Genomic DNA, 18407 nt, shown 5'->3' with positions numbered 1-18407 from the left:
ACTCACGAAGGTAAGAACCGTGATCGAAATCCACCCGTCAGCACGAGTAAGCTCACTTGCGGATATCGAGGATTCGACGCGCGGCACGAGGATCGTGGTCGGCGAGAACAGCGTGATCGACAGTTTCGTCAAGATCAAGCCCGCCGGCGGCAGTGGCGATCTCACGTTCGGCCGGTTCTGCTATATCAATAGCGGCTGCGTCTTCTATACCGGCAATGGCATCGAATTCGGCGATCATGTGCTCGTTGCGGCCAACTGCACCTTCGCGCCCGTAAACCATGCCTTCAAGGACAAGGATCGCCTGATTCGCGAACAAGGCTTTCAACCGACCCGGGGCGGCATCCGCATCGAGGACGATGTCTGGATCGGTGCCAATGTGGTGATTCTGGATGGTGCACACCTGCGCAAGGGCTGCGTGATCGCGGCAGGCTCGATCGTTCGGGGGGAAGTCGCACCCTATACGATCGTCGGCGGCAATCCGCTCAAGGTTCTGGGGCATCGCGAATGAGATTCACCGTTCTCGGCGCATCGGGATTTGTCGGACGGCACGTCGTACGGTTTCTGCGCGCGGCCGGTTACGAGGTAATGCCCGTTTCGCGGGACAATTTTGGCGAAGCGCGTGGAGATCTGGGGCACTGCATCTACGCCATCGGGCTAACGGCAGATTTCCGTACCCGTCCTTTCGATACGATCGAAGCGCATGTGACGCTTGCAGCAAACCTCCTGCGCGATGCCGATTTCCAATCGTTCCTCTATCTCTCCTCGACCCGGATCTACGCAAACAGCAGCGATACGCTAGAAGACGGCCTGCTTTCCGCACACCCTTTCAACCCTTCCGACCTCTACAATCTTTCCAAGATGACCGGGGAATCGATCTGCCTGTCGTCAGGGCGGCCGGGCGTACGCATCGCGCGGCTCTCCAATGTCGTAGGCCCGAACGAAGCGGGTTCTGACACATTTGTCGGCGAGCTTTGCCGGGAAGCACGGCAAGGCCATATTCAGCTCCGCACCGCGCTCGATTCTGCGAAAGACTATATCTGGATCGATGACGTGTCCCGCCTGCTGGCCGAGATCGCCATCGCAGGCAGGCAGGCAATATATAATGTGGCGAGCGGCACCGATCTCAGCCATCGGGCGTGGGTTTCTGCCATCGCCAATGCGACGGGTTGTTCCTTCGCCGTCGACGAGAATGCCCCGACCACCAGTTTCCCACCGATCTCCACGGCCAGGATCAAAGACGAATTCGGTTTTACGCCCTCGCCCGTCCTCGATTTCTTGCCATTGGTCCTCAACCGCGAAGCAGCGTAATAGTTGCTGCAAGGCGCACGATAGAGAAGGTAGACACACATGAACCCGATCGAACAATTTCAGCAGGAGCGCAGGGCGACCGCGGAAGGCTATGCCAATGATCAGGAATTTCTTGGGCTAAGCTCTGCCTGGCGCGAGATGTCCATGGCCAAGCGGTATGTCTATAACTTCGATTGGCTCGGGCGCCCGATCATTCAGTATCCGCAGGACATGCAGGCGATCCAGGAGCTCATCTGGGCGACCCGCCCCGACCTTGTGATCGAAACGGGCATTGCCCATGGCGGCTCGCTGATCCTTAGCGCGTCGATGCTTGCGCTGCTCGATATGTGCGATGCCATTGAAGCGGGCACGACGATCGATCCCAAGAAATCAGATCGCAAGGTGATCGGCATCGATATCGACATCCGCACCCATAATCGCGAGGCGATCGAGACCCATCCGATGGCAAGCCGCATCCAGATGTTCGAAGGATCGTCGGTCGCAAAGGAGATCGTCGATGCGGTGCGCGAAGCCGCGGCTCCCTACAAGCGGGTGATGGTCTGCCTTGATTCGATGCATACTCACGAACACGTGCTTGCCGAGCTCGAAGCCTATGCACCACTCGTGACGCCCGGCTGCTATTGCGCGGTGTTCGATACCTTTGTCGAAGACCTGCCGCGCGATTTCTTCAAGGATCGCCCCTGGAACCCCGGCGACAATCCGAAGACCGCCGTGTTCGAGTATCTGAAAAGCCATCCGGAATTCGAGATCGACAAATCCGTCGAAAACAAGCTGCTCGTCACCGTCGCTCCCGACGGTTTCCTGAAGCGGGTGCGATAGTCCGCTCTTCACAGCCCTTCCGGAACATCCGGAAGGGTATCCTTGGACAAAACAAAACCGGCCTGACGATGTCAGGCCGGTTTTGTCGTCGATAGTGGAATGGCGTTATTCCACCACGAAGGATCTGAGCATGATCTTGCTGACCTTGCCTTGCGAGCGAAGATCGACGCGTTCCTGAAGGTCGTCCTTCAGATACTGGAAGCCGCGCGGCCCTTCGATCTGCTGCAGCGAGACGGTGCGCATATAGGCGAGGATATCCTGATGGATATCTTCCGCGAGCGGCAGTTCCGGCGCGCCCTTGAACGCTAGTGCCACCTCGAGGCGGATCCAGTTCTCGGACGGATAGGCGAGATTGGTGGTGATCGGCTCGAGGAGAACGACACCCGCGGCTTCCGTGGAGATATGAGGCAGTCCCTCCTCCTTCTTGCCTTCGCCATGTTCGCCGCCAGTGGCGGCTTCTTCATGCTGCGCTTCGACCGCCGGATCCTTGGGCGCGATCATTTTGCCGACGAACCAGCCGCCGCCGGCGCCGACAAGCGTGAGGACGGCAAGGCCCGCGATCAGCATCACGGAGCCACCCTTCTTCTTGCCACCGGCTTCGCCTGCCTGTGCTTCTTCCGCCATGGTCTTCAAACCCTCAAAATGAGATCTCTATACGATACCGTCAGAAGGGCGAGAACAGGTCGACCACCTGCTGGCCGACCGGAGGCTGTTGAACTTCCATCAGACGACCGCGGCCGCCGTAGGAGATACGGGCTTCGGCGATTTTGTCGTAGGAGATCGTGTTCTGCGAATCGACATCCTGCGGCCGCACGATGCCGGCGACGTTCAGGATGCGGATCTCGTGGTTGACGCGGACTTCCTGGGAACCGCTGATCAGGAGATTGCCGTTCTCGAGAATGCCGGTGACCACCGCTGCGACCAGCAGCTTGAGGGATTCGGACCGCTTGGTCTTGCCCTTTCCTTCCGAATCCGTGCTCGAGTTCGACCCAAGGTCGCCGGTCGCTTCTGCTTCCGGGGTCCAGCCGAAGAGGTTGCTCACGCCGAGCTCCCATTTCAGCCCGGTCGAGTTGGTGCGGCTGCGTTCGGTCTCGTTGTCGAAGGTCGCCTTGTCGTTGATCTTGATATCGACCGTAAGGATGTCACCGACGTTCAGCGCACGTGCATCCTTGAACAGCGCCGCCTGGCTGTCGCTCCAGAGCGAATAGCCGCTTGCAAGCTGCCGCGGCTGCTTCGGATAGGAGGACATCTGCGGCGTTTGCGCATATTGCAGGCCGCTGCCGATCGGACTCATCGACGGCGCATTGCCGATCTCCCTGATCGTCTGGCTTTGGCAACCGGCCAGAAAGAGAACGGCCATGATGGCTTGAATGCGTTTCGTCATGAGGGCGCTTTCGGAGTATTGGGACGTGCTTTCGAGGTATTCGGATCGGTTGCGCTGGAAATGATCGTGGAGATCATGCCGGCTTTTTCCGGATCCATTTCACTCAGGAAAAGAGCGGACTGACGCGCCGGGAGCTGCATGATGATCGCCGCGGCAATCTCCATTCGCATCTCCTGGAGCTGCGGAGCCGCAGCGTCGGGTTTCATGGTCTTGAACATATCAACGAGGCCAGCCTGGGCGCGCGCAAGGAAGTCGTTGCGGCGCTTCAGCCAGTCCTGGTATTCGGCGGTGCGCTGCTCGAGCGCCTCTATCCGGGCGTCCACGTCCGCCTGCAGCTTTTCGAGCTCCTGCTTCTGCAGCAGATAACGCTGGTCCCGGGCCGCATCGGCGATGTTGGTGCAGAACTTCTGGATCTCGTCGTTGGTGGACGCTTCAGAAATCGTCGCCGGCTGTTGCGCACCCACCTGCGAGACTAGGGTAAGGACCGCCGCTGCCGTCAGGACACGTCGTGCAAGCGTCTTTGACACGGATATGGTGAACAGGGTCTCGGTCATTGCAGGACGAGCTCCGCTTGAAGGGCACCGGCAGACTTGATGCCCTGCAGGATGGCGATAATACCATCCGGCTTGACGCCGATGCTGTTGAGGCCGGCCACAAGGGTCCGCAGATCAGGGCCGTTCAAGATCGCGACCTGCCCGCCATCCTTCATAGCCATGATGTCCGTCTGCTCCTGAACTGCGGTCTCGCCGCGGGAGAAAGGCTCAGGTTGAACGATCTGCGGTGTTTCTGTGACCTGCACGGTCAGGGTGCCGTAGCTCACCGCCACGCGGGATACTTTGACATCCGCCCCGATGACGATCGTGCCGGTGCGCTCGTTGACGACAACTTTTGCCGGGGTATCGGTCTCGACCACCAGATTTTCGATCTCGGCCATCAGACGGGTCAGGTCCGCAGACTTCGGCTTCTGGACAATGACTTCCTGGCTGTCGCGCGGTTCCGCAACCGGACCGCCGTAGCGGCGGGACGCAAAGGCGTTGACGGTATCGGCAATTCGCACCGCTGTCGAAAAATCTGGATTGCGCAGCTGCAGGACAAGGTTGACCGAATCCTTGAACTTGGACGGCAGTTCACGCTCGATTATGGCACCGTTTGGAACGCGGCCGGCAGTCGTAACGCCTTCGGTCAGCGTCGCGGCCTGGCCCTGGGCGGAAAAGCCGGAAACGATCAGGGCGCCCTGGGCGACCGCATAAATCTGGCCGTCGGCGCCGGAAAGCGAAGTCATGACTAGGGTACCGCCCCGCAGAGAGGTGGCATCGCCGAGCGAACTGACATTGACGTCGATGCGGCTGCCCGGACTTGCGAAGGGCGGCAGGTTCGCCGTCACCATGACAGCGGCGACGTTTTTGGCGTTCGCTTGGCTGCCCTGCATTGAGATGCCGAGGTTCTGCAGCATCGCGCGCATCGACTGATCGGTAAATGGAGAGGAGCGCAGACTGTCGCCGGACCCTTGAAGACCGACGACGAGGCCGTAACCGATAAGCTGGTTGTCGCGGCCGGACTGCAGTGAGGCGATATCCTTGATGCGCGCGTTATCGGCGGATGCCGGCACCGCCCATAGAAGCGATCCCATCAGGACAAGAGCGGGGAATAGCCAGTTCTTTTTCATTTCGCCATCACCTGTACCGTGCCGTCAGCCATGACGGTGCCGCTGACCGTGACGCCCGAATCGGTGTTGCGCACGCGGATGACATCGCCGACCGCGGCATTCTCAAGCGGCGAACCCGAGGCCGAGATGGTCATGTTGCCGATTGAGAAGGTCAGGCGGACAGAGGAACCCCGCGTCACGGCAAAGGCCTCGCGCAACGCAGAGACCGAAATGGTTCGCCCCGGCAGCAGGGTACGCTTGGCTACCATGCCGACAACTTCCTGGGAGGAGCGGGCGTAATCGCCCGAGAGATTCGGATTGGTGACCTCGACCTCTTCGACCTTGCCGGCGGAAATTTCCTCGCCCGGATAGATGGTCGAGGTCGGCACGACCGCCGTTCCCATTCCGGCAAGAGCGGGCGAACCCGCTCCGGCAAGGAGAGCAGCCAGCAAAGGCATAGCCAGCCTGGCCCCGATCGCATTCTTCCGGCGAAACCTCATGTCTCCCGTCTCCTGTTATTATTTCAGGTTCTTACTGACGATCTGCGCCATCTCATCCGCGGTGGTAATGACCTTGGAATTCATCTCGTAAGCACGCTGGGCTGAAATCAGGTCGGTGATTTCCTTGACGGCATCGACGTTCGACGATTCCAGATAACCTTGCTTCAGATAACCGAAGCCCGGATCTTCCGGCGCGGCAACGATCGGCTCGCCGGATGCCGCGGTCTGTGCAAACAGGTTGTCGCCGAGCGGCTGGAGGCCGGCCTCGTTCACGAAGTTGGCAACCGTCAACTGACCGATTTCGGTGAAATCGCTGGAACTACCGACGCGGACCATGACCTGGCCGGTACGGGTGATCTGGGTTTCACTCACATCCGCCGGAAAGGTGATGTTCGGCACGATCGCATAACCGTCGATCGTGACGAGCTGCCCTTGCGCATTCTTGTTGAAGGCGCCGGCGCGACTGTAGAGCGTCGTGCCGTCCGGAGACTGGACCTGATACCAGCCGCGGCCGACGATCGCGACGTCGAGGTCGTTTTCCGTATGCGACAGTTCACCCTGGGTGTGGATGTTGCGAACGGCGGAGGTTTGCACGCCAAGACCGATATTGGCGCCTTCCGGCACGATCGCCTGGTTGGCACGGTTCGGAACGCCTTGGGCCCGCTCGCTTTGATAAAGCAGATCGGAAAACTCGGCACGCGCGCGTTTGTAGCCCGTGGTGTTGATGTTGGCGATGTTGTTCGCGATGACTTCGAGATTGGTCTGCTGGGCATCCATGCCCGTTGCTGCGACGGAAAGCGCTCTCATGTCTTCGTCCTCAAAACTTTAGATCTGCATTTTCGTGATTTCGAGATAGGCCGAGACGATCTTGTCGCGGAGCGACATGGCCGTCTGAAGCGATTGCTGTGCTTCCAGCACCGCATCGACGACTTCACGGGTGTTCGCCTTGCCCTGTATCCCCTTGAAGGACATGGCTTCGGCGCCCTTCAGACTGTTCATGGTGTCGGTCGCCATGTCGCCCAGAACCTGGGCGAAGTTCATGCCGGTATTCTCGCCGGGCGTCAGCGATGTCGTGCCGAGCGCCGATCCCGTCGTGGAGCCGATCTCATCGATGCCGTTGCCGAGCGAAAGAGAGCTAACATTTTGAATCTTTTCGATCATTGTCCGGCCTTCAGAAGGTCAATCGTCGCAGCGATCAATTCGCGCGTCTGCTTGATGGTCTGGATGTTGGCTTCGTAGGAGCGATTGGCTTCGCGCATGTCCGCCATCTCGATCAGCATGTTGACGTTGGGCATCTTGACCATGCCCTTCTCGTCTGCAGCCGGGTTGCCCGGGTCGTATTCCAGAGCGAATTTCGAATTGTCGACGCCGAGCTTCTCGACCTCCACGACGTCGACGCCACTTGCCTTGTCGAGTTCGGCACCGAAGGTGATCGTCTTGCGACGGTAGGGGTCCGCACCGGGCGTATCTCCGGTCGAGCGGGCGTTGGCGATGTTTTCGGAAACGATACGCAGGCGGGTCGCCTGTGCTTCCATTCCCGATCCAGCGATCTTCAGCGAGGCTGAAAGCGGATCCATTTGCTTACCTCTTAACTATCATCAGCATCATGCTGTGAAACGACTTCACCAGACCTGTGCTCAGTTCGTATTGGCGCTTGATTTCACCCGTCTTCGACAGCTCTTCGGACAGCGAGACGGTATTGCCGGATTCCTGGACGCCGATCTCTTCGTTCAGTTCCGATTCCTTGATTTCGACCTCGTCGCTGATGTTGTTTGCAGCGAAGTGGGAGGCATGGGTGCGAGCCATCGGAACATATGTCTGCTCGAGGACGGCATCGAAGGGCGATACGTCCTTCGCCTTATATTTCGGCGTATTGGCGTTCGCGATATTGCCTGCAACCACCTCCTGGCGCACGGAAAGCCACTCGGCCTGACGTGATGCCATTTCAAAGAGCTGAATCGGTTGCATAGGCTTCTCTCCATTATTTGCCTGAAGCCTAGGCTGGTAACCTTGCGTCGGACTTACGGTCGCGACGTTTGCGTGTCCTGATAGACTTGTCCCGTGGATGTGATGATCACCCATTTGCCGTCACGCTGCTCGAGCGTGGCGAGCTTGCTGTTATCGGGCAGGATCGAACCGACGCGGACCATGTACATGCCCGCGCCGTCCTCGATCAAAGCACGGCCGTTGGCGACATGCAGCAGCTTGAAGCCGCTCTTTCCCGGAAACGGCTGCTCTTCGCGAAAAGCACCCCTGTCACGCGCTTCGCCCACCGATGAGGTGGTGGCGGTCGTCAGAGCATCGGTAGGTTCGGGTGGAGCCGGCCAGTCCTCCTTGGAGCTGTCCGTCATGGCGAGCGGCGAGACATTGACGACTGGACGTCCCGCGCCAGGAGGCAGGTCACGAGTGCGTCCGAGCTCCGTGGTGCGGATGCCGAACTTCTCCTCGTTGAAGAAGACATACCAGGGGAAAGAAGCGGAGGCCGCTGCAAGCGCCACACCAACGGCAATCAGGATCTTGTCGCCAAGCCGCGAGGCGGCCTTTGGCGTTCTGTGCGGAGGTACAGCCTCGTCTTCGTGGTGTAAGTCGCTCATCCCACAATCACCTTCTTGCTATGGCGGATGGCGGAGTGCCCTGCCCCGCAGCAGCCCGCAGTGCGTTCGCCAGGTCCGCATAGGCGTCGAGAGCCGGCTTTTCCCCCGGCGTCTGTTTCAGGACCTCATAGATGACCGGCACCTGCTTGATCGCCATGTCGAGGTCCGGATCGCTGCCGCCGCGATAACCGCCGATCAGGCGCAGGTCGCGCGTTTCCTCGTAGCGATGCACGAGCGATTTCAGACGTGCGACCAGCTTTTCCTGGTCATCCGTCCACGCCTTTCGGGCCAGACGTGAGATTGAGGCAAGCGGATTGATCGGCGGATAGCGCCCTTCCTCTGCAAGCGAACGGTCGAGCACGATATGCCCGTCCAGAATACCGCGGGTAGAGTCCGCAATCGGGTCATTGTGGTTATCGCCGTCGACGAGGATCGAGATGATCGCGGTGATCGTGCCCGTTCCCTCGACGCCCGGACCCGCGCGCTCCAGCAGGCGCGGCAATTCCGTAAACACCGACGCCGGATAGCCACGGGCGATCGGCGGTTCGCCCGACGCGACGGCGACTTCCCGAATGGCATGGGCAAAACGCGTCACGCTGTCGGCGATGAACAGCACGTTGTCGCCCTGATCCCGGAAGTGCTCCGCAATCGTAATGGCAACCAGCGGCGCCATTTTCCTCAGCATCGGGCTTTCATCGCTGGTCGCGACGACGGCGATTGATTTCGCCATGTTGTCGCCAAGCGTATCCTCAATGAATTCACGCACTTCGCGGCCACGTTCGCCGACCAGCGCGATCACCACCTTGTCGAAGGCATCGGCCCGAGCAAGCATGGACAGCAAAGTCGATTTACCGACACCGGAACCGGCAAAGATGCCGAGACGCTGACCGAGGCAGAGCGGCGAGAAGATATCGATTGCCCTGACGCCGGTCTTGAAACCAGTCTCGACGCGGCTGCGCGTCATCGAGGGTGGCGCGGTGTTGGCGATCGAACGGGGATTGTGACCTTTGGAGATCGGCCCCTTGCCGTCGATCGGCTCACAAAGCGAGCTGATCGTCCGGCCGCACCAGCTATCGTCCGGAGCGACCCGAAAAGCGCCTTTGCGGATGACGGTGTCTCCGATGCCGATCGGTTCGCCCGGCTCGATCGGGCTGACATAGACGATATCCGGCTCGACACGAACGACCTCGCCCAGATGAATACCGGTCGCACTGCGGTGAGCGACGAATTCGCCAAGCCGCACATGCTTCGAAAGGCCGGCAACGGTATAGTGTCCTGCGGCGATGGTCCTGACATGACCACCATGCGCGACAGAAAAGGCAGGGTTGGCATAGCGCCCTACAAGCCCTGCAAGTTGCGCAAGCTTGCCGCCGTTGACTGCATCGAGGATAGCCGCTTCCATCATGGTGGGCTGTCTTTCCTATTAGCTGTTGGATCCGCCGAGCGTCTTGATGGCGGAGCTCATCGAGTTTTCGCTGTCGCGCATCAGAGCCGAAATGCTTTCGAAGGCACGATTGACCTGGATAAGCTGGGTCATCTCACTGATGCCGTTGACGTTGGACTGTTCGACGTAACCCTGCACCACGGAATTCTGCATGCCTTCCAGAACGGGCTGCGGATTGTCGGTCGGAATAACCCCTTCGTTCTCATAGCGAACGAAGCCCTTGGAAATGTCGGCGGTGAAAAGACCGAGAGTGGCGACTGGCTGGTTGTTCTGCATGATGATGCCGTCAGCCCCGACTGTCGGCGGTCCACCGTCACGGTTGAGCTGGATCGGTGCGCCGCCTGCATCCAGGACCGGATAACCCCGGCTGGATCGAAGTTGGCCGGCTTCATCCATGGTGAGACGGCCGTCCCGGGTGAGAACCTGACCCGCCGGCGTGTCGATGGCAAACCAGGCATCGCCCTTGATCGCAAAGTCCAGAGGATTGCCGGTGCGCTGCAGCTCTCCTGTGCGCGTCGACAGATAGTCGTTACCCTGCGTAACGAAGGCCACCTTTGCGTTAAGGTCGTTCTGGGTCTTGCTCAGAACTTCGTCAAATTTGACCTCCGTCGAGCGAAACCCGACGGTGTTCATGTTGGCCATGTTGTCGGCGATCGTGTTCAAGCGGCGCTCGAGCGCGATTTGCGAAGAAATGCCGACGTAAAGTCCGGACTGCATATCATTTGCCTCCGAGTTTCAAATTATTGATCGAGATCAGGAGATCGGTGGAAATCCCGCTCGAGGAAGAGGTGAACAGGCTTGCCGGGTCGTAGCTTTCGGAGGGGTTCTCCAGCTCCCACATGGCGGTGAACCGTTCGAGAAATTTGCCGACCTTGGCCGGATCTTGGAAATCCTCGATATCGACGACCTCTTCGATATATTTTGCCTGTCGGTCGAGGTCCGCGCCAACGATCTCATCGGGCAACTGCAGAGTGGTCCGCATTACTTCCGAGAGAGCATCGTCCGCCAGGATTTCCATGCCGGATTTGATGGTCGGCGCCATACGCTCGAAATAGAGCGCAAGACGCACGCCCATGTTTTCCGCGCCTGCCTCTTCTTCCAGCGTCTGACGCTGAAATTTGTCGACGACGCCCTTCTGGGCCTTTTCGAAGGATGTCGCAGCCGCGCCATGGGCTGCGAAGTTCAGAGATTCCACCAGCGAAGCGTAGCGGCTATCGGAGAGCTTGTTGGCAAAATCGGTATCTGCGTCGGTACCTTCAGCCAGGACCTTGCGGATGAAGGCCTTGGCATAAGCCATATCCTCCAGGCCGTGGGCTTTCAGCGCGTAGTTATAGACGCGGCTGTCGGCCATGAAATCGTCGAGGGTTTTGATGCTGCCGATCTTGGAAAGGTAATATTCCGTCTCGCGCGCAACATCCGGCTTTTCTGCGACCCGCGCCAGCGATTTCGGCAGGTCGCGGCTGATCATGGCATAGCTGGTATAGGTCGTGATCACGATGGCTCACCAAAGTCTGTGGAGCGGGCAATCCGGTCCGATCCTGGCGAGAACTATGCGCAAAGACTTGCGCGAAGCTGTCCGGCTCCCCTTCGTTCAAAGCGCCGAGAGCCAGCCTCACGCAAGCCAGAGACCGTATCCCGAAACCGAACGAAAACGATCGGCACAGGTTCACGATGAATATTATTATCGGCTTTATCATCTCGGTTGGCTGTATCCTCGGTGGCTTCATGGCCATGGGCGGCCACGTTGACGTTCTCGTTCAGCCCTTCGAGCTCATGATCATCGGCGGTGCAGGCGTCGGCGCGTTCATTATGGGCAACCCGATGAAGGTCGTGAAGGATTCGGGCAAGGCGCTTGGTGAAGCCTTGAAGAATGCAGTGCCGAAAGAACGCAATTATCTCGACGTCCTCGGCGTGCTTTATTCTCTGATGCGGGACCTGCGAACCAAGTCGCGCAACGAAATCGAAGCGCATATCGACAATCCAGACGAATCGTCGATCTTCCAGACCGCCCCGACGGTGCTGAAGAACAAGGAACTGACCGCGTTCATCTGCGACTATGTCCGCCTGATCATCATCGGCAATGCCCGTTCACATGAGATCGAGGCGCTGATGGACGAAGAGCTGGACACGATGTTCCAGGACAAGATGAAGCCCTATCACGCGATTACCGCGGTCGGGGATTCCTTTCCTGCCATCGGTATCATCGCGGCCGTTCTCGGGGTCATCAAGGCGATGAGCAAGATCAACGAGTCCCCCGAGGTTCTCGGCGGCCTGATCGGCGCGGCACTCGTCGGCACCATGCTCGGCATCTTCCTGTCGTACTGCGTCTGCAATCCCATCTGCTCGCAGATCAAGATCGTGCGCGGCAAGCAGCAGCGCCTCTACATCATCGTCAAGCAGACCCTGCTTGCCTACATGAACGGTTCCGTGCCGCAGGTCGCGCTGGAATACGGACGCAAGACAATCTCCAACAAAGAACGCCCTTCGATCGATTCGGTCGAACAGGAAATGATGAATCCTGGCGGTGAAAAGGCGGCATGATGACGACTAGTGAAACGACCCCAACCCTCGCGCCGGGAATGGATCTGGCGCTTCTCGCGAAACTGACCGGCGGACTTGGCGACAAGAGGACCGTCGAAAAGATCAGCAGCGAATTTGCCCAACTCTACATGGAGTTCCTGCCGGATGTCTTTCACAGCGAAACCGGCATCCGCATCGGCGTGTCCTACGTCAGCTGCACATCCGGCCTGATGAACGACCTTGTCGCAGACCTCGGCGACGGGTTCGCGCTGACCGACGGCGGTCTTCGCAACTGGTCCCCCAACTTCGTGCTTGCCTGCGGCAACAGCTTCATCATCGCTCTCATGGAGTTGATGCTGGGAGCGGCACCCGAAACGATTACCCAGCCGATCGATCGTCCGCTGTCCGAGATCGAACTGGATCTCGCCGTGATGGTCTTCGAACGGATTGCCAACGTACTCCGCTCCGGCGTCAACGCGCCGGGCGGTTTTGAGGCAAGCCTCGAGCGTCCTCACAACGCTGAGGACCGACCGAAGCCGGAAGACGTTACCCGTCCTGAATTTGGCGTAGCAATCCGAATGGCGTTCGAACTCGGTTCGACCACCTCGGAATTCGCTCTCGTCATTCCGCAGCGCGCCTTTCTCAAAACCAAGGTGACGACTCCCAAGGCGAAAAACCAGGCTCCCAAGGCAAAACCAGAATGGACCGACCGCATGAATGACCAGGTGCGCCGCTCGAATGTTACGCTGGAAGCCCGTATTCGCCTGCAGAAACTTACTCTGGGCACGATCTCCCGGCTGGCGGCCGGCGACGTGATCGCCTTCCAGGATAAGCGGGATGTCCGCGTCCAGGTCAGTGCCAATGGCAAAGACATGTACTCGTGCGAATTTGGGCGATCGGGCGAACGCTATACAGTCCGCGTAAAGGATAACATCAGTACGGACGACGAGATTCTCAGGCATCTGATAGGTTAGACCCGCACCGGCCTGTACACTTCGGCAGGGCAGGCTGACGCAAGTTTCAACAGGAATAATGACCGCATGGCTACGAAGAAGACACCTCTCACCGAAGACGACGCGCTGATGCCTCTCGACAATGGAGTCGAACTGGATCAGGCCATCGACGATCTGCGCGGCGTCTTGAAGGCTGACGCCGATGGCGGTGTGCCGGGCTTCGACGCCGATTTTGGCGCGTCCGGAACCAGCGACTTTTCAGCAGACGCTCCGGCCTTTGGCGGCGGCTTCGAAGCCCAGACCGATAGCTTCGGCGGCGGTGCTGATTTTGCCGGCGGTACGACCTTCGGCGGCGACAGCAGTTTCGGCGGCAGCGATTTCGGCAGTTCTTCTGCAGGTACGGGTACGGGTTATCAAGAGCCGGGCAGCGCCCTGAACGCAAATCTCGATCTGATCATGGATATCCCGATCGACGTCGAGATCGTGCTGGGCACCAGCCGCATGCAGGTTTCCGGCCTGATGAGCCTTGAAGAGGGCGCCACGATCGCGCTCGACAAGAGAATTGGCGAACCGGTGGAAATCATGGTCAACGGCCGCCGCATCGGCAAGGGCGAGATCACCGTCCTTGAAAATGACGACACGCGCTTCGGTGTCAAACTGACGGAAGTACTGAGCACGAGAAGAACCTGATCCCTGTTCGGGACAGAGAGGGAAGACCATGATGGACTTTGAGGATTTCGGCGGTAGCGCGCTCTCTACAAAACCGTTGTCCCAGGCCGAAAAGGCTGCGGCGGTTCTGCTCGCCATGGGCAAGGGCATCGCCGGCAAACTTCTCAAGTATTTTACCCAGAGCGAGCTGCAGAACATCATCGCATCGGCGCAGACATTGCGGACGATTCCCCCGGATGAACTTCTTCAGCTCGTGAACGAATTCGAGGACCTGTTCACCGAAGGCACCGGCCTCATGGACAATGCCGCGGCAATCGAGGGCATTCTCGAAGCCGGCTTGACCCCGGAAGAAGTGGACGGACTGCTTGGGCGCCGCGCCGCGTTCCAGGGTTACGAAGCCAACATCTGGGACCGGTTGCAGGATGCCGAGCCGGCATTCATCGGCAAGTTCCTGTCACGCGAACATCCGCAGACAATCGCTTACATTCTCTCTCAGATGCCGTCGAGTTTCGGTGCGAAAGTACTACTGCAGCTTCCCGACAGCCGCCGCGCCGATGTCATGAATCGCGCGGTCAACATGAAGGAAGTCAGCCCGAAGGCAGCGCAGATCATCGAGAACCGCGTGGTCGAACTGATTGCCGCCGTCGACGCAGAGCGCAACTCCAACGGCTCCAACAAGGTCGCCGAACTTATGAACGAACTCGAGAAGAGCCAGGTCGACACGCTGCTCAACTCGCTCGAAACGATCAGCAAGGAATCGGTCAACAAGGTCCGCCCGAAGATCTTCCTCTTCGAAGACCTGCTGTACATGCCGCAGCGCAGCCGTGTCCTGCTTTTGAACGACGTCGCATCGGACATCCTGACCATGGCGCTTCGCGGTGCGAGCAACGAGATCAAGGAATGCGTGCTCTCGGCCATCAGTCCTCGCCAACGCCGCATGATCGAAAGCGATCTTCAGGTTCAGCCCGCCAGCCTCAACCCTCGGGAAGTGGCAATCGCCCGCCGCGCGGTGGCGCAGGAAGCGATCCGGCTCGCCAATTCCGGACAAATCCTTCTCAAGGAAGAGAAGAAGGACGACGAGAAGCCTGCGGAAGCGGCCTGATCACGAGCAGTGCACGAGGAAGAGACCGGAGCGGGCGACCGCTCCGTTTTCGTTTGTACGTATGCAATCCGACCCCGCTCGCCCACAGTCTTTTTGTTGACTCGATTCGCGGCTAGCTGGCGATCGATTAAGATAGTCGGTGGCGGCGGACGATTCGTTTGAGCCGCGTCCCCGCAATTGGTCGATTGGTCCTGAACCGTGTCGGACGAAGATAAAGACAGTAAAACAGAAAACCCGACCGCCAAGCGAATGACGGAGGCGGCCGAGAAAGGCAATCTGCCCGTCTCGCGCGAGGTGCCGCTGTTTGCGTCGATCCTCGCCTTCTATGTCTTTCTTGTCTTTTTTCTTCCTTCGAGTGTCGCGAGGATCGGCGAAACGCTGAAGGACCTCTTCGAGCAACCGGATCAGTGGCGCCTTGAAAACTCTCCCGACGTCGTCTCGCTGAGCGCCCATCTCGGCTGGGCTGTGGCGGCCTTCCTGGTGCCGGCCATGCTGCTCTTCATCATCTTCGGGCTGGCCTCTTCCTTCGCCCAGAATATGCCGTCGATGGTGCTCGAGAGGGTACGGCCGCAGATGTCTCGTATCTCGCCGGTGAAGGGTTTCACCCGTATCTACAGCGTTCCGGGATTTGTGGAGTTCGGCAAATCGATCTTCAAGATCCTGATCGTCTCGCTCATCATGTATTTCACCCTCCGGGGAGAATATTTCGCCTCGCTCGACGCGATGTTCTCCGATCCCCAGGTGATTTTCGTCAAGCTGAGCTCGATCGTTAGCAAGATGGTGATCGTCGTCATGCTTTCCACGGGCGTGCTGGCTGCGGTCGACGTGATCTGGACACGCTATCACTGGTACCAGCAGCTCAAGATGACCAAGCAGGAGGTCAAGGACGAATACAAGCAGGCTCAGGGTGACCCGATCGTCAAGTCGCGTCAGAGATCGGTTGCGCGCGACCGGGCCCGCCGGCGCATGATCAACAATGTGCCGCGCGCCACATTGGTGATCGCCAACCCGACCCATTATGCCGTTGCGCTGCGTTATGTGCGCGAGGAAAGCGATGCTCCGGTGGTGGTGGCCAAGGGCCAGGACCTGATTGCGCTCAAGATTCGCGAAATCGCGGAGTCGAACGGCATCCCCGTTTTCGAAGATCCGCCTCTGGCTCGCTCCATGTTTGCGCAAGTCTCGGTGGATAGTGTTATCCCACCTGCCTTCTACAAGGCGGTGGCAGAACTCGTGCACCGGGTCTACGCGTCCCGGTCGCTCAAGAAACGGACACGCTGAGCGCTATGAAAAAATGCACCTATTCCACCGAACGGGAAGAAATCGTCGCTCAAGCAATCAGCCCGGTGGCCACCGAGCTGCGTCTTCTCGACGCTGGTGACCTTATCTCGCTTCTCCGGTTGGAGTGCTACAGCAGCCTCGCCGATCTCGTCTCGTCCGCAGCCGAGCTGTATTTCCATCCGGGAACGGTGAGTTTCGGCGCTGGAGGCGACTATAAACTGGAATGGAGCGGCCAGCCCGAGGTCGTCCTTGACCTCGAAATCAAGCCGCGCGGCGTGTCCGTCTACGCGCGTCTGACGATTGCCGACCAGAAGGCCGGCCTTGAAATCGATCACATTTCCTTCCAGGAGCCCTCGGACGACCCGGACGATAATACCGCGTTCTTGGCGAGAAGCCTGCAGGAAGCGAAGTTCGTGAGAATGAGCACGTCACAGTGATCGCCGAGCGAGCGTTCCCATGTTCGTCCCGCCATCAGTGAATGTAACCGAGCCGGATCGCTTTGGCGATCGCCTGGATGCGATTGACCGAATCGAGCTTGATCGTGGCAGAACCCAGATAGGCATTTACCGTGTGGACGGAGAGGCCTAGGTTTTCAGCAATCTCTTCGCTGATCCGCCCGTCTCCGGCCAATTGCAGGCAGGCAATTTCCCGCTCGCTCAGCGATTCGGCCGGTACGCTTCGCCGCTCATCCAGCGCCAGCAGATCCATCATCACTTGGCAGCTTCTGACGTGCTGGTCGATGACCATGTCGCTCGAGACGTCGATGGACGTGGAGACAAAGGCGACGTAGCCGTTTCCGAGCGCCCCCAGCCGTACCGGAAATGCGATCCCTGAAAAAGGAACGACAGAGGGTTCCAATCGGCGGGTCAGGGGCGAAAAATCCCCCGCGTCGGAAAAACTGGCATTCTCGGAGCCGTCCCAAATCAGAGGAAGGAGCGATACTTCTATGTGTTCGAGCAGGACATCGCCATAGCCGTCGATGAACTGGCTGCTGCCTTCGGTCGTACCGACGCCCCAGTTGTCGAGTTCGGAGACGAGCTTCCGCTTGTTTGGCAAACCCGCACCGGCAATGCGGAAAACCGCGAAGTTGCGCGCCTTCAGGTTCTTCTGCATGGCAACGAGCTTTGGAAAGATATCCGATCGGCTTGAGGCGCGCTGAAGGCGCAGATACTGGATGCTTCCAGGTCCGTCCGCCATGCCGCTGCGCGTATAACTCATCGAAATTCGATCCCTATACCAGGTTGTTCCGCACCGCATAGGCAATCGCTTCGGAGCGGGTTTTCGTTGCCGTCTTGCGCATCACGCTTGTGATGTAGTTGTTGATGGTGTTGCGCGATATGCCGAGGATCACCGCAATTTCATCGCTGGTCTTGCCCTCGGCAATCCAGAAAAGACATTCAAGCTCGCGTTCGGTCAGCTCGAAGTCGCGCTCTGTCCGGGCGTCGGCGTTTTCGGCGAAACTGGCGCCATAGGCCGCCAGCAGTCCCACCTCCTTCAGCCGTTCTTGTGAAAGGATGATCCCCTCCAGAAAGAGAAGCATCAATGAAAAACGCGTCCTGCCCACGCAGAAGGTCAGCGAGCAATATTGCCGGCTAATATCATCGGGCGGCATCACGTCATCCGGCAGGAGCGAGAAACTGGGCGTCAGGAGCGAAAGACACTTCTCCAGCTCGGTGGAGCGAGCGTAGCCGCTGGCAAGTTCCGACCCCAGGCGACGGACAAGATCGAAAGGCCAGTTGGAAGTCACGATGAAATCGAGGCCCTGCTCCTGGATCAGGTCATATCGGGCAAGAAGAAAGTGGGAAGCGCCAACGTAGTCAGCAAGAAGCCGCATCACTGCCTGGACATTGTTGGAACCAGCCAACACCGAAAGGCGACGAACCAGTTGTTCGCGCGACAGGACCCTGGACCCGACGGATTCCACATAGGGCCGTCCCTCCATCGCCATGTCTATTCCCGACAACTCCATCAGCTACTTGCTCCCAACCACACGACGCATTCCTCATGAACGCGCGCAAGCGGTATTGTCACTGACGCACAACCGTTACCTTGACAAAACGATCCTCGATTTTCGGCAAAACGTCAAAAGTTACTTTCCGCAACCCTTTGTTTTCAGCCGGACAAGGACTTCATTGCTGGCCACCTCCCCGGCCTCGGAAACTCTGCGCGAATCAGGCCATTGTAGGAGAGG

The 18407-nt window shown here is 59.0% G+C and carries 24 protein-coding genes; 9 read left to right on the top strand and 15 right to left on the bottom strand.

Going from position 1 to position 18407, the window contains the following annotated elements; all coding sequences use genetic code 11:
- Positions 1-19: 19 nt before the first annotated feature.
- From EDE09_RS01820 to EDE09_RS01810, 3 genes are read left to right on the top strand one after another with little or no spacing between them, the layout of a single operon-like run.
- Positions 20-508: an acyltransferase gene (locus EDE09_RS01820; protein WP_132408565.1), complete on the top strand. Its 489-nt coding sequence runs from the start codon at positions 20-22 to the stop codon at positions 506-508.
- Positions 505-1308: an NAD-dependent epimerase/dehydratase family protein gene (locus tag EDE09_RS01815; RefSeq protein ID WP_132408563.1), complete on the top strand. Its 804-nt coding sequence runs from the start codon at positions 505-507 to the stop codon at positions 1306-1308. The genes EDE09_RS01820 and EDE09_RS01815 overlap by 4 nt, the downstream gene beginning before the upstream one ends.
- Positions 1309-1347: 39 nt before the next feature.
- On the top strand, positions 1348-2127 hold the full coding sequence (locus EDE09_RS01810) for a cephalosporin hydroxylase family protein (protein ID WP_105370651.1): 780 nt from the start codon (positions 1348-1350) through the stop codon (positions 2125-2127).
- A gap of 105 nt (positions 2128-2232) precedes the next feature.
- On the opposite strand, the gene EDE09_RS01805 is transcribed toward EDE09_RS01810, so the two are convergent.
- From EDE09_RS01805 to EDE09_RS01745, 13 genes are read right to left on the bottom strand one after another with little or no spacing between them, the layout of a single operon-like run.
- Complete coding sequence (locus EDE09_RS01805; protein ID WP_132408561.1) at positions 2233-2751, bottom strand: flagellar basal body-associated FliL family protein; 519 nt, start codon at positions 2749-2751, stop codon at positions 2233-2235.
- Between the two features lie 40 nt (positions 2752-2791).
- Entirely contained in the window at positions 2792-3511 is a 720-nt protein-coding gene (gene flgH / locus EDE09_RS01800) for a flagellar basal body L-ring protein FlgH (protein ID WP_112797261.1), read from the bottom strand.
- The gene (locus tag EDE09_RS01795) at positions 3508-4065 is read right to left on the bottom strand and encodes a MotE family protein (RefSeq protein ID WP_105370648.1); all 558 of its coding nucleotides are present in this window, start codon (positions 4063-4065) and stop codon (positions 3508-3510) included. Before EDE09_RS01795 ends, flgH begins: the two co-directional genes overlap by 4 nt.
- Positions 4062-5141 carry a flagellar basal body P-ring protein FlgI gene (locus EDE09_RS01790; RefSeq protein ID WP_245505066.1) on the bottom strand — a complete coding sequence of 360 codons (1080 nt, stop codon included), beginning with the start codon at positions 5139-5141 and terminating at the stop codon, positions 4062-4064. The genes EDE09_RS01795 and EDE09_RS01790 overlap by 4 nt, the downstream gene beginning before the upstream one ends.
- A 32-nt stretch (positions 5142-5173) precedes the next feature.
- Positions 5174-5614: a flagellar basal body P-ring formation chaperone FlgA gene (flgA, locus tag EDE09_RS01785; protein WP_245505065.1), complete on the bottom strand. Its 441-nt coding sequence runs from the start codon at positions 5612-5614 to the stop codon at positions 5174-5176.
- A 60-nt stretch (positions 5615-5674) separates the two neighbouring features.
- Complete coding sequence (gene flgG, locus EDE09_RS01780) at positions 5675-6463, bottom strand: flagellar basal-body rod protein FlgG (RefSeq protein ID WP_105370645.1); 789 nt, start codon at positions 6461-6463, stop codon at positions 5675-5677.
- An 18-nt stretch (positions 6464-6481) separates the two neighbouring features.
- Positions 6482-6817, bottom strand: coding sequence for a flagellar hook-basal body complex protein FliE (locus tag EDE09_RS01775; protein WP_105370644.1), 336 nt, complete (start codon positions 6815-6817; stop codon positions 6482-6484).
- Entirely contained in the window at positions 6814-7233 is a 420-nt protein-coding gene (gene flgC, locus EDE09_RS01770) for a flagellar basal body rod protein FlgC (protein ID WP_105370643.1), read from the bottom strand. Before flgC ends, EDE09_RS01775 begins: the two co-directional genes overlap by 4 nt.
- A gap of 4 nt (positions 7234-7237) precedes the next feature.
- Positions 7238-7624, bottom strand: a complete 387-nt coding sequence (gene flgB / locus EDE09_RS01765; RefSeq protein WP_112797268.1) for a flagellar basal body rod protein FlgB — start codon at positions 7622-7624, stop codon at positions 7238-7240.
- 53 nt (positions 7625-7677) lie between these two features.
- Positions 7678-8250, bottom strand: coding sequence for a flagellar protein (locus EDE09_RS01760; RefSeq protein ID WP_112797270.1), 573 nt, complete (start codon positions 8248-8250; stop codon positions 7678-7680).
- A 7-nt stretch (positions 8251-8257) separates the two neighbouring features.
- On the bottom strand, positions 8258-9655 hold the full coding sequence (gene fliI / locus EDE09_RS01755) for a flagellar protein export ATPase FliI (protein ID WP_132408559.1): 1398 nt from the start codon (positions 9653-9655) through the stop codon (positions 8258-8260).
- 18 nt (positions 9656-9673) lie between these two features.
- Positions 9674-10411, bottom strand: coding sequence for a flagellar basal-body rod protein FlgF (flgF, locus tag EDE09_RS01750; protein WP_132408557.1), 738 nt, complete (start codon positions 10409-10411; stop codon positions 9674-9676).
- A 1-nt stretch (position 10412) separates the two neighbouring features.
- Positions 10413-11189, bottom strand: coding sequence for a DUF1217 domain-containing protein (locus EDE09_RS01745; protein ID WP_165924092.1), 777 nt, complete (start codon positions 11187-11189; stop codon positions 10413-10415).
- A gap of 176 nt (positions 11190-11365) precedes the next feature.
- Here EDE09_RS01745 and motA point away from each other — a divergent pair, with 176 nt between their 5' ends.
- The 6 genes from motA to EDE09_RS01715 all read left to right on the top strand — a co-directional run bounded on the left by motA (position 11366) and on the right by EDE09_RS01715 (position 16653).
- On the top strand, positions 11366-12235 hold the full coding sequence (gene motA, locus EDE09_RS01740; RefSeq protein ID WP_105370638.1) for a flagellar motor stator protein MotA: 870 nt from the start codon (positions 11366-11368) through the stop codon (positions 12233-12235).
- On the top strand, positions 12235-13188 hold the full coding sequence (locus tag EDE09_RS01735) for a FliM/FliN family flagellar motor switch protein (RefSeq protein ID WP_105370733.1): 954 nt from the start codon (positions 12235-12237) through the stop codon (positions 13186-13188). Before motA ends, EDE09_RS01735 begins: the two co-directional genes overlap by 1 nt.
- Before the next feature lie 66 nt (positions 13189-13254).
- Positions 13255-13857 carry a flagellar motor switch protein FliN gene (gene fliN, locus EDE09_RS01730; RefSeq protein ID WP_105370637.1) on the top strand — a complete coding sequence of 201 codons (603 nt, stop codon included), beginning with the start codon at positions 13255-13257 and terminating at the stop codon, positions 13855-13857.
- A gap of 28 nt (positions 13858-13885) precedes the next feature.
- Positions 13886-14938, top strand: a complete 1053-nt coding sequence (fliG, locus tag EDE09_RS01725; protein ID WP_105370636.1) for a flagellar motor switch protein FliG — start codon at positions 13886-13888, stop codon at positions 14936-14938.
- Positions 14939-15136: 198 nt separating this feature from the next.
- Positions 15137-16216 carry a flagellar biosynthesis protein FlhB gene (gene flhB / locus EDE09_RS01720; RefSeq protein ID WP_132408555.1) on the top strand — a complete coding sequence of 360 codons (1080 nt, stop codon included), beginning with the start codon at positions 15137-15139 and terminating at the stop codon, positions 16214-16216.
- Positions 16217-16221: 5 nt separating this feature from the next.
- The gene (locus EDE09_RS01715; protein WP_105370634.1) at positions 16222-16653 is read left to right on the top strand and encodes a hypothetical protein; all 432 of its coding nucleotides are present in this window, start codon (positions 16222-16224) and stop codon (positions 16651-16653) included.
- Between the two features lie 34 nt (positions 16654-16687).
- On the opposite strand, the gene EDE09_RS01710 is transcribed toward EDE09_RS01715, so the two are convergent.
- Both EDE09_RS01710 and EDE09_RS01705 read right to left on the bottom strand, forming a co-directional pair.
- Positions 16688-17434 (bottom strand): LuxR C-terminal-related transcriptional regulator, encoded by a 747-nt coding sequence (locus EDE09_RS01710; RefSeq protein ID WP_105370633.1) that lies wholly within the window; start codon positions 17432-17434, stop codon positions 16688-16690.
- A gap of 13 nt (positions 17435-17447) precedes the next feature.
- Positions 17448-18164, bottom strand: coding sequence for a helix-turn-helix transcriptional regulator (locus EDE09_RS01705; protein ID WP_245505063.1), 717 nt, complete (start codon positions 18162-18164; stop codon positions 17448-17450).
- Positions 18165-18407: the final 243 nt, after the last annotated feature.

This window comes from Neorhizobium sp. S3-V5DH (assembly GCF_004343065.1).
Taxonomy (GTDB): Bacteria; Pseudomonadota; Alphaproteobacteria; order Rhizobiales; family Rhizobiaceae; genus Neorhizobium; species Neorhizobium huautlense.
This window is presented reverse-complemented; position numbering and strand designations above follow the sequence as displayed.

What these genes read in the sequence shown, in the direction of transcription:
- EDE09_RS01815 (WP_132408563.1), top strand. Translation starts at nt 505, where the DNA reads ATGAGATTCACCGTTCTCGGCGCATCGGGATTTGTCGGACGGCACGTC.
- EDE09_RS01810 (WP_105370651.1), top strand. Translation starts at nt 1,348, where the DNA reads ATGAACCCGATCGAACAATTTCAGCAGGAGCGCAGGGCGACCGCGGAA.
- EDE09_RS01805 (WP_132408561.1), bottom strand. Translation starts at nt 2,751, where the DNA reads ATGGCGGAAGAAGCACAGGCAGGCGAAGCCGGTGGCAAGAAGAAGGGT.
- flgH (WP_112797261.1), bottom strand. Translation starts at nt 3,511, where the DNA reads ATGACGAAACGCATTCAAGCCATCATGGCCGTTCTCTTTCTGGCCGGT.
- EDE09_RS01795 (WP_105370648.1), bottom strand. Translation starts at nt 4,065, where the DNA reads ATGACCGAGACCCTGTTCACCATATCCGTGTCAAAGACGCTTGCACGA.
- EDE09_RS01790 (WP_245505066.1), bottom strand. Translation starts at nt 5,141, where the DNA reads ATGGGATCGCTTCTATGGGCGGTGCCGGCATCCGCCGATAACGCGCGC.
- flgA (WP_245505065.1), bottom strand. Translation starts at nt 5,614, where the DNA reads ATGCCTTTGCTGGCTGCTCTCCTTGCCGGAGCGGGTTCGCCCGCTCTT.
- flgG (WP_105370645.1), bottom strand. Translation starts at nt 6,463, where the DNA reads ATGAGAGCGCTTTCCGTCGCAGCAACGGGCATGGATGCCCAGCAGACC.
- EDE09_RS01775 (WP_105370644.1), bottom strand. Translation starts at nt 6,817, where the DNA reads ATGATCGAAAAGATTCAAAATGTTAGCTCTCTTTCGCTCGGCAACGGC.
- flgC (WP_105370643.1), bottom strand. Translation starts at nt 7,233, where the DNA reads ATGGATCCGCTTTCAGCCTCGCTGAAGATCGCTGGATCGGGAATGGAA.
- flgB (WP_112797268.1), bottom strand. Translation starts at nt 7,624, where the DNA reads ATGCAACCGATTCAGCTCTTTGAAATGGCATCACGTCAGGCCGAGTGG.
- EDE09_RS01760 (WP_112797270.1), bottom strand. Translation starts at nt 8,250, where the DNA reads ATGAGCGACTTACACCACGAAGACGAGGCTGTACCTCCGCACAGAACG.
- fliI (WP_132408559.1), bottom strand. Translation starts at nt 9,655, where the DNA reads ATGATGGAAGCGGCTATCCTCGATGCAGTCAACGGCGGCAAGCTTGCG.
- flgF (WP_132408557.1), bottom strand. Translation starts at nt 10,411, where the DNA reads ATGCAGTCCGGACTTTACGTCGGCATTTCTTCGCAAATCGCGCTCGAG.
- motA (WP_105370638.1), top strand. Translation starts at nt 11,366, where the DNA reads ATGAATATTATTATCGGCTTTATCATCTCGGTTGGCTGTATCCTCGGT.
- EDE09_RS01735 (WP_105370733.1), top strand. Translation starts at nt 12,235, where the DNA reads ATGACGACTAGTGAAACGACCCCAACCCTCGCGCCGGGAATGGATCTG.
- fliN (WP_105370637.1), top strand. Translation starts at nt 13,255, where the DNA reads ATGGCTACGAAGAAGACACCTCTCACCGAAGACGACGCGCTGATGCCT.
- fliG (WP_105370636.1), top strand. Translation starts at nt 13,886, where the DNA reads ATGATGGACTTTGAGGATTTCGGCGGTAGCGCGCTCTCTACAAAACCG.
- EDE09_RS01715 (WP_105370634.1), top strand. Translation starts at nt 16,222, where the DNA reads ATGAAAAAATGCACCTATTCCACCGAACGGGAAGAAATCGTCGCTCAA.
- EDE09_RS01710 (WP_105370633.1), bottom strand. Translation starts at nt 17,434, where the DNA reads ATGAGTTATACGCGCAGCGGCATGGCGGACGGACCTGGAAGCATCCAG.
- EDE09_RS01705 (WP_245505063.1), bottom strand. Translation starts at nt 18,164, where the DNA reads ATGGCGATGGAGGGACGGCCCTATGTGGAATCCGTCGGGTCCAGGGTC.